Annotated in this window: 7 protein-coding genes; 4 read left to right on the forward strand and 3 right to left on the reverse strand. The window is 70.7% G+C overall.

Annotated elements, in window-relative coordinates:
- A complete protein-coding gene (locus AS96_RS07715; protein ID WP_036287864.1) occupies positions 1-1,386 on the forward strand; it encodes an ATP-dependent DNA helicase in 1,386 nt (461 codons plus the stop codon).
- A gap of 27 nt (positions 1,387-1,413) precedes the next feature.
- On the opposite strand, the gene AS96_RS07720 is transcribed toward AS96_RS07715, so the two are convergent.
- The gene (locus AS96_RS07720) at positions 1,414-2,073 is read right to left on the reverse strand and encodes a biliverdin-producing heme oxygenase (RefSeq protein WP_036287866.1); all 660 of its coding nucleotides are present in this window, start codon (positions 2,071-2,073) and stop codon (positions 1,414-1,416) included.
- Between the two features lie 83 nt (positions 2,074-2,156).
- Positions 2,157-2,468 (reverse strand): DUF2470 domain-containing protein, encoded by a 312-nt coding sequence (locus AS96_RS07725; RefSeq protein WP_005051782.1) that lies wholly within the window; start codon positions 2,466-2,468, stop codon positions 2,157-2,159.
- A gap of 147 nt (positions 2,469-2,615) precedes the next feature.
- Between AS96_RS07725 and AS96_RS07730 the strand changes: the two genes are divergently transcribed.
- The 3 genes from AS96_RS07730 to AS96_RS07740 all read left to right on the forward strand — a co-directional run bounded on the left by AS96_RS07730 (position 2,616) and on the right by AS96_RS07740 (position 5,550).
- Positions 2,616-3,878, forward strand: a complete 1,263-nt coding sequence (locus AS96_RS07730) for a serine hydrolase domain-containing protein (protein ID WP_036287869.1) — start codon at positions 2,616-2,618, stop codon at positions 3,876-3,878.
- A gap of 35 nt (positions 3,879-3,913) precedes the next feature.
- The gene (locus tag AS96_RS07735) at positions 3,914-4,801 is read left to right on the forward strand and encodes an EamA family transporter (protein ID WP_036287872.1); all 888 of its coding nucleotides are present in this window, start codon (positions 3,914-3,916) and stop codon (positions 4,799-4,801) included.
- 89 nt (positions 4,802-4,890) lie between these two features.
- Positions 4,891-5,550: a peptidase M23 gene (locus tag AS96_RS07740; RefSeq protein WP_231477168.1), complete on the forward strand. Its 660-nt coding sequence runs from the start codon at positions 4,891-4,893 to the stop codon at positions 5,548-5,550.
- 113 nt (positions 5,551-5,663) lie between these two features.
- Here the strand turns inward: AS96_RS07740 and AS96_RS07745 are convergent, their stop codons facing one another.
- Positions 5,664-6,542, reverse strand: coding sequence for a hypothetical protein (locus AS96_RS07745; RefSeq protein WP_036287875.1), 879 nt, complete (start codon positions 6,540-6,542; stop codon positions 5,664-5,666).
- Positions 6,543-6,723 lie beyond the last annotated feature (181 nt).

A 6,723-nucleotide genomic window follows, 5' to 3' on the forward strand; every position in this document is an offset into this window, starting at 1 on the left:
ATGGATCCGGTGAGCATCCCCTCCCTCTCCGCCGAGCAGGAGGAGCTCTTCCGCCTCATCGAGGACACGCGGGAGCACGTTTTCGTGACCGGGCGCGCGGGCACCGGCAAGTCCACTCTCCTGCAGCACGTCGCCTGGAACACCGAGAAGCAGATCGCCGTCTGCGCCCCGACGGGGGTGGCTGCCCTGAACGTCGAGGGGCAGACGATCCACTCCCTCTTCCGGTTGCCGATCGGCCTCATCGCCGACAGCGAGCTGGAGCAGTCCGAACCCGCGCGGCGGGTGCTCAAGGCGATCGACACCCTCGTCATCGATGAGGTGTCGATGGTCAACGCCGACCTGATGGATGCCATCGACCGCTCGCTCCGCCAAGCGCGGGGCCGGCGCTCGGAGCCGTTCGGCGGCGTGCAGATCATCATGTTCGGCGACCCCTACCAGCTCTCGCCCGTGCCGCCGCGCGGCGATGAGCTGCGCTACATCCAGGACCATTACCGCTCGTTCTGGTTCTTCGACGCCCAGGTGTGGGCGGGCCCCTCGACGGACGGCTCGGCGATCCGCTCCGACGGGCTGCTCGATCTCGGCCGCGTCGGGGCGCCCCTGCACATCCGCGAACTGCGCCAGATCCACCGCCAGTCCGACGACGGCTTCAAGGCGATGCTCAACGCCGTCCGCCACGGGGTGGTGACCGCCGAGATCGCGGGCATGCTGAACGCCGCGGGTGCCCGCCCGGTGCCCGAACCGGTCGAGGGCGAGCCTCCCATCATCACCCTGGCGACCCGCAACGACATCGTGTCGCGCATCAACCAGCGCCACCTCGACGCCCTGCCGGGCGCGGTGCAGACGGCGCGCGCCGACGTCAGCGGCGACTTCGGGCGGGGCGAGGCGTCGTACCCCGCCGACACCGAGCTGCAGCTCAAGGTGGGCGCGCAGGTCATGTTCCTCCGCAACGATGTGGGCGGTCGCGGCGACGGCCCGCGCTGGGTGAACGGCTCGATCGGCACCGTCACGCGCATCGCCGGGGGGACGGTGCGGGTCGAGCTGGACGGTGAAGAGGTCGACGTCGAGCCGGCCGTCTGGGAGAGGTTCCGCTACGCGTACGACCCGGGCTCGCGAAAGCTCACCCGCGAGATCGTCGCGGAGTTCACGCAGTTCCCGCTGCGACTGGCCTGGGCGGTGACGATCCACAAGTCGCAGGGCAAGACGTACGACCGCGCCGTCATCGACCTGGGCTCGGGAGCGTTCGCACCCGGGCAGACGTACGTGGCGCTGTCGCGGTTGACCTCGCTCGACGGCCTCTACCTGTCGCGCCCGCTGCGCCCGAGCGACATCCTCGTGGATGCCGACGTCCGCCGGTTCATGGCCGGGGTCCGCGCCGCGGGCTTCTGACCGGCCCGCGAGGAGTCGAAACGCGGGTCAGGCGGATGCCGCGGCGGCGGCCTTGGCGGTGGCGAGATCGACGAAGAGGTCGGTGTTGAACTGGTACGCGGCCAGCACCTCATCGATGACGCGCTCGCGCTCCTCGGCATCCCATGCGACGGCGTCGAGCTGCTCGCGATAGACATCCTTGAAAGCGGCGGGGTCGGCGATCTGGTCGAAGAGGTAGAAGCCGATGCCGTTCGTCTCGAAGCCGAACTGGCGCGCCATGAGCTTTCCGATGAACAGGCCCCCGGAGAGGTCGCCGAGGTAGCGGGTGTAGTGATGGGCCACGAAGCCGCCCGGCCAGGTCGTGCCCACCTCGCGGATGCGCTCGACGTAGCGGCGGGTCGTCGGAAGCGGCGCGATGCGTTCGCGCCAGTCGTCGCCGATGAGGAAGGCGAGATCCGCCTCGATGGCGGGCAGGCGCGTGAGCTTCTCGCTGATGAAGGGCGCGGCGACCGGGTCATCGCGCATCGCGTCGGCGGCGGCCTCGAGGGCGTCGTAGATGAACCAGTGCTGGGCGACGAGCGCGACGTAGTCGTCGCGCGTGCCGCGGCCGCGCATGAGGTCGTCCATGAACCCGGCGTGCTCGCTGCCGGAGTGGGCGGTGCGCGAACGCTCGCGCAGGGCGGTGGAGAACGGGATCGGCTCGGTCACAGCCGTCAGTGTATCTGAAACTAAGGCTCACCTAAACTGAAGGTTTTCTGCGGGATCGCTGAGTACCCGGACGGCCCCTGCGCTCATCCGTGCGGGCGCGGAGTGATCCCCAGTCGTGCACACGCCTCGTCGTACAGCGCGACGATCTCGCGGCGCACGTCCCGCCGCTCGCTGATCTGCCCGCCGGGCCAGGGGACGCGGATGACGTCCTCGCCGCCGTCGGCCAGTGTGACGTGCCACTGACCGGCCGCGCCGTCGAACGTGACCATCTCGGACGCCACGACGTCGACCTCCGGCGCGAACGCCCGCGCGATGAGCAGGTTGTCGTCGGAGTGGTCGTCGTTCATGTGGCCGAGAACGCCGGTCAGCGTGTCGTCGTCGAAGGTGTGCGCCATGGCACCCACCTTAGGGGCGGGTGTGCGCGGTGCCACGGGTCTGCGCCGGCGCAATGGCTCCCGCGACGGAATCGTCACAGGAGCGTCACGGCGTCGGGTCGTCTGCGCATCGTGATCTACGCTGAAAGGACTGACCAGGGGGTGAGGATGCGGACTTTTCGTCGATCGCGGCGTCTTGCGGCGGTAGCCGGCACGCTCGCGGTGGCGATCGCGCTGGCCGCGTGCTCGTCGACCGACACGGTAGCGCTGCCACTGCCGGATCAGGTGGATGCCGCCATCGGCGGCGATGTGCAGGCCCAGTTGCAGACGGCCGTCGAGCGTGCGGTGGCGGCCTCGGGGGCTTCGGCTGCGATCGTAGGCGTGCGTGTTCCGTGGGCGGGTGTCTGGGACGCGGGCGTCGGCACGGTCGCTCCCGGCGGCGCCGCGGTGAACGACGCCATGACCTTCCACGCCGGTGCGGTGACGCGGTCGATGACCTGCGACGTGCTCTACGGGCTCGTCCACGACGGCGTGGTCTCGCTGGATGATCCGGTCGGCAAATATGTGACGGGCCTGGGGGACCAGGGCGCTCGGGACGGCCTGACGCTCGGTCAGCTCTGCGACTCGACGTCGGGGATCGGTCCGTACGATCCGAGCATCGACGCGCGCATACGCGCCACTCCCTCCCGTGTCTGGACGCCGCGGGAGCTGATGGCCTTCGGGATGTCGCGCGAATCGACCACCCAGCCCGGAACCGTATTCGCCGACTCCGACACCAGCTATGTGCTGCTGGGTTTCGCCCTCGAGCGCGCGACCAACAAGACCGCGGCGCAGCTCTTTCAGCAGTACGTGTTCGGTCCGAACGGGATGACCTCCTCGTCGCTGCCCGACAACGGCACCGCCGAGCTGGACGGCCTGTGGACGGGCACCGCGGCCGATGGCAGCGCGGCGTGCACCGCGCCCACCCCGGTGGTCGGCCTGTCGTCGAGTGCCGGCTTCACGGCATCCGGTGTCATCAGCGATCTCGCCGACACGGGTCGATACGTGCAGGCGCTGGCGATGGGGCTCCGTCCCTACGACGCGCCGGGCCGCTTCGAGAACCCGCTGCCGGCGGTGGCGAACGGTCCGTCGTGGTTCACCGCGCGTGGTGGGGCGTACCAGGCCGGCAGCCTCGTCGGGCAGTACGGCTCGGTCCCCGGTGCGTTGACGGCCGCGTTCGCCGACAGCACGACTGGGATGAGCGTCGTCGTCACGTTGAACAACTCGCGGGCGTCGAGCGACCTCGTCCGCAGTCTCGCGTGGGAGCTCGCGGCCATCGCGTCGAAGGCGCCGGCGGCTTCGGGACGCACCGCCCCGCAGGCGGGGCTGCCGTGGACGGCGGAGGACATGGCCGCGCAGGTGACGGCCGCCGCGGTATGCCCGATCCCGTGAGATCGAGCACGGTGTGAGCTGCCGATGAGCGCCGCGTGAGCGCCGCGCGCACACCCGCGTCTGGAGCGCCGGCCGCCGTCGGCCTCGTCGTCGCCGGACTGGTGTGTCAGGAGGGCGGCGCGGCGATCGCGGTCACGCTCTTCCCGCACGTCGGCGCTCTCGGCATGGTGATGCTGCGCCTCGCGTTCTCTGCGCTGATCCTTCTGGCCGTCGCGCGGCCGCGGCTGCGCGGGCACGGGGCGAGCGCGTGGCGCGATGTCATCGTGTTCGGCGTCGTCCTCGGCACGATGAACGGGCTGTTCTATCTCGCGCTGCAACGTCTGCCGCTGGGAGTGACGGTCACGATCGAGGTGCTCGGCCCGCTCGCGCTGTCGATCATCGCGGGGCGGCGTCGTTCGTCCTGGCTGTGGGCCGGCGTCGCACTCGTCGGCGTCGTCGCCCTGGCCGGCGGCGGATGGGATCGACTCGACCTCCTCGGCGTGCTCTGCGCGCTCGGCGCCGCGGCGAGCTGGGCGATCTACATCCTCGCGTCGGCGCGCGTGGGCGCCGCATTCCCGCGCCTGGACGGGCTGGCCATCGCGATGACGATCGGCGCCGTGCTGTCGCTGCCGTTCGGCATCGTCCAGGCGGGCGCAGCGCTCCTTCGGCCGGAGATGCTCGCGCTCGGCGCCGCGGTTGCCCTGCTGTCGTCGACGCTGCCGTACGCGTTCGAGCTGATTGCGCTGCGGCGCCTTCCGGCGGCGGCGTTCGCCATCCTGATGTCGCTCGCCCCGGCGGTCGCGGCGTTGGCCGGCTGGGCACTGCTCGGACAGCATCTCGCGTGGCTGGAGATCGTGGGAATCGTCCTGGTGATCGCGGCATCCATCGGCGCCGTGCGCGCCGCCGGGCGCCGCGTGCGCGACGCCGTGGAGCCGATCGGCTGAGGCGGCGTGATCCCCATCGTCGGGTGCCCCCCGGCCGGTGATCAGCCGACGTTCGGGTGACGGATAGTCGCGCATGACAGGATGCCGCGGTGACCTCGCGCTCCTCGACATCCGGCCGCGGCGGCTCGGCGAGGCGTCGATCCGTTCGCCGTCGCCCGGTGCTCAGCGCCCGACGGCGGCGGCAGCTGCGTCGTCGCCGGGCGGTCGCCTTGGCGGTGGTGGCCGTGCTCGCCATCGGGCTCGGCGTGGCGGGGGTGGCGATCGGGCAGGCCGTGCGCCATGCCGCCGTCTGCGCCGAGGCCGAGGGATTCGGGCGGCAGCAGCTCGACAACGCACGCAGCATCGTGGCGGCCGGCCGCGATGCCGGACTGCCTGTGCGCGACCAGACGATCGCGGTGATGACGGCGCTGGGGGAGTCGAGTCTGCAGAACATCGACTACGGCGACTGGGAGACGAGCGGAGTGACCAACCCGGACGGCTCGCGCACGACCTCGATCGGTCTGTTCCAGCAGCAGGACGGCTGGGGATCGCGTGAGCAGCGGCTCGACCCGTATACGGCGGCGAGCCTGTTCTACCGTGCCATGGCCGAGAAAGTGCCTGAGCCGGAGCGGTCGGCCACGGAGCCGACGGAGGTCGCCCATCGGGTGCAGATCAATCGCGATCCGACGCACTACGCCCCGTACTGGCCCCTGGCCGAGCGCATCGTCGCCGTGCTCGACGATCAGGCCGTCGTCGACACCTGTCTCTGACAGGCGTGCCTCTAGGGTCGTCCTGTCTCGACCGCGACGATCCCCGATCACCCGCCCCCGTGCGGTGCGCGGCACGGGGAAAGGTACCAGGCGCGTCGGCGTCGGTGTCCGACTCAGGCGGCGCGCACGGCGACGAACGCCGAGGGCTCGAGGTCTCCCGTCGGAGAGACGAAGATCCGCTTCACGTCGGAGGGCGTGCGGGGGTCGAACACGAGCGGACGCGTCTCGCCCTCGGCGGGTAGTTCGCGTGGCGACAGGAGGGCGAGGCACGTCACCCAGCGCCGTGCACCCTGCCCGTCGTCGAACGCGAACGTGAGGCAGACGGCCGCGTGCGAGGCGGTCATGGCCTCCGCCGACAACAGCGGCGACGAGGTGACCTCCGCGTCGACGAGGCGGCCGCTGGCGAGGAGTTCGGCGGCCAGGTCGGCGTTGCGCCGGCGGAAGCGCTGCGCGCGCAGGCGGCCGATGATGCTGGTGAGACCCAGGGCGATGAAGATGCCCGGCAGCCACCAGATACCGGTGTACATGATCCACGCACCGACGCCCCAGGCCTCGTCCTCGTGGAAGACGGGGTCGACGGCGACGCCCACGGCATCCGGTGCCGCCCACATCGGCAGCGAGAGGAGCACGCCGGTCGCGAGGCCGAGAAGGACGATCGATGCCGGGCCGAGGAAGGCGTAGTACGTGCGCCGGCCCGTGTAGCGGTGGTTCCACGCCGAGTAGGCGCCCATCGTGATGATGCTGGCGATGATGCCGACCGGCAGGGCCGTCGATCGGACGGCGACGGGGACGCCGCCGTCCCAGGTGCTGAACACGCTGTTGATCGACACGATGCGCACCTGGTCGAAGAAGCCGCCGATGCCGAAGCCGATGATCGTCGCGGCGGCGAACCCCGCGAGCCCCCAGAGGATCGTGGCCGTCAGCGCCCGTCGCGAGCCGACGAGCTTTCGATCCCGTGCGGCGGCCGCGACTTTCGGGTCGATGAGACTCATGACTTCCAGCCTATGAGGACGGTGGTGAAGGTCAGGGTGATCTCCTGAGCGCGACGAGCGGTCAATCTATCCCAGCGCGGGGCGACGCTCACGGGGTCGGTGAGCTCGACGGCGACTACTAGGCCGTGTTGCTAAATCCATTGCAAGGCTGCGGAGAGGCAGAGCCCGGCTGCGTATGAAC

The sequence above is a fragment of the Microbacterium sp. MRS-1 genome (assembly GCF_000585455.1).
GTDB classification, from domain to species: Bacteria; Actinomycetota; Actinomycetes; order Actinomycetales; family Microbacteriaceae; genus Microbacterium; species Microbacterium laevaniformans.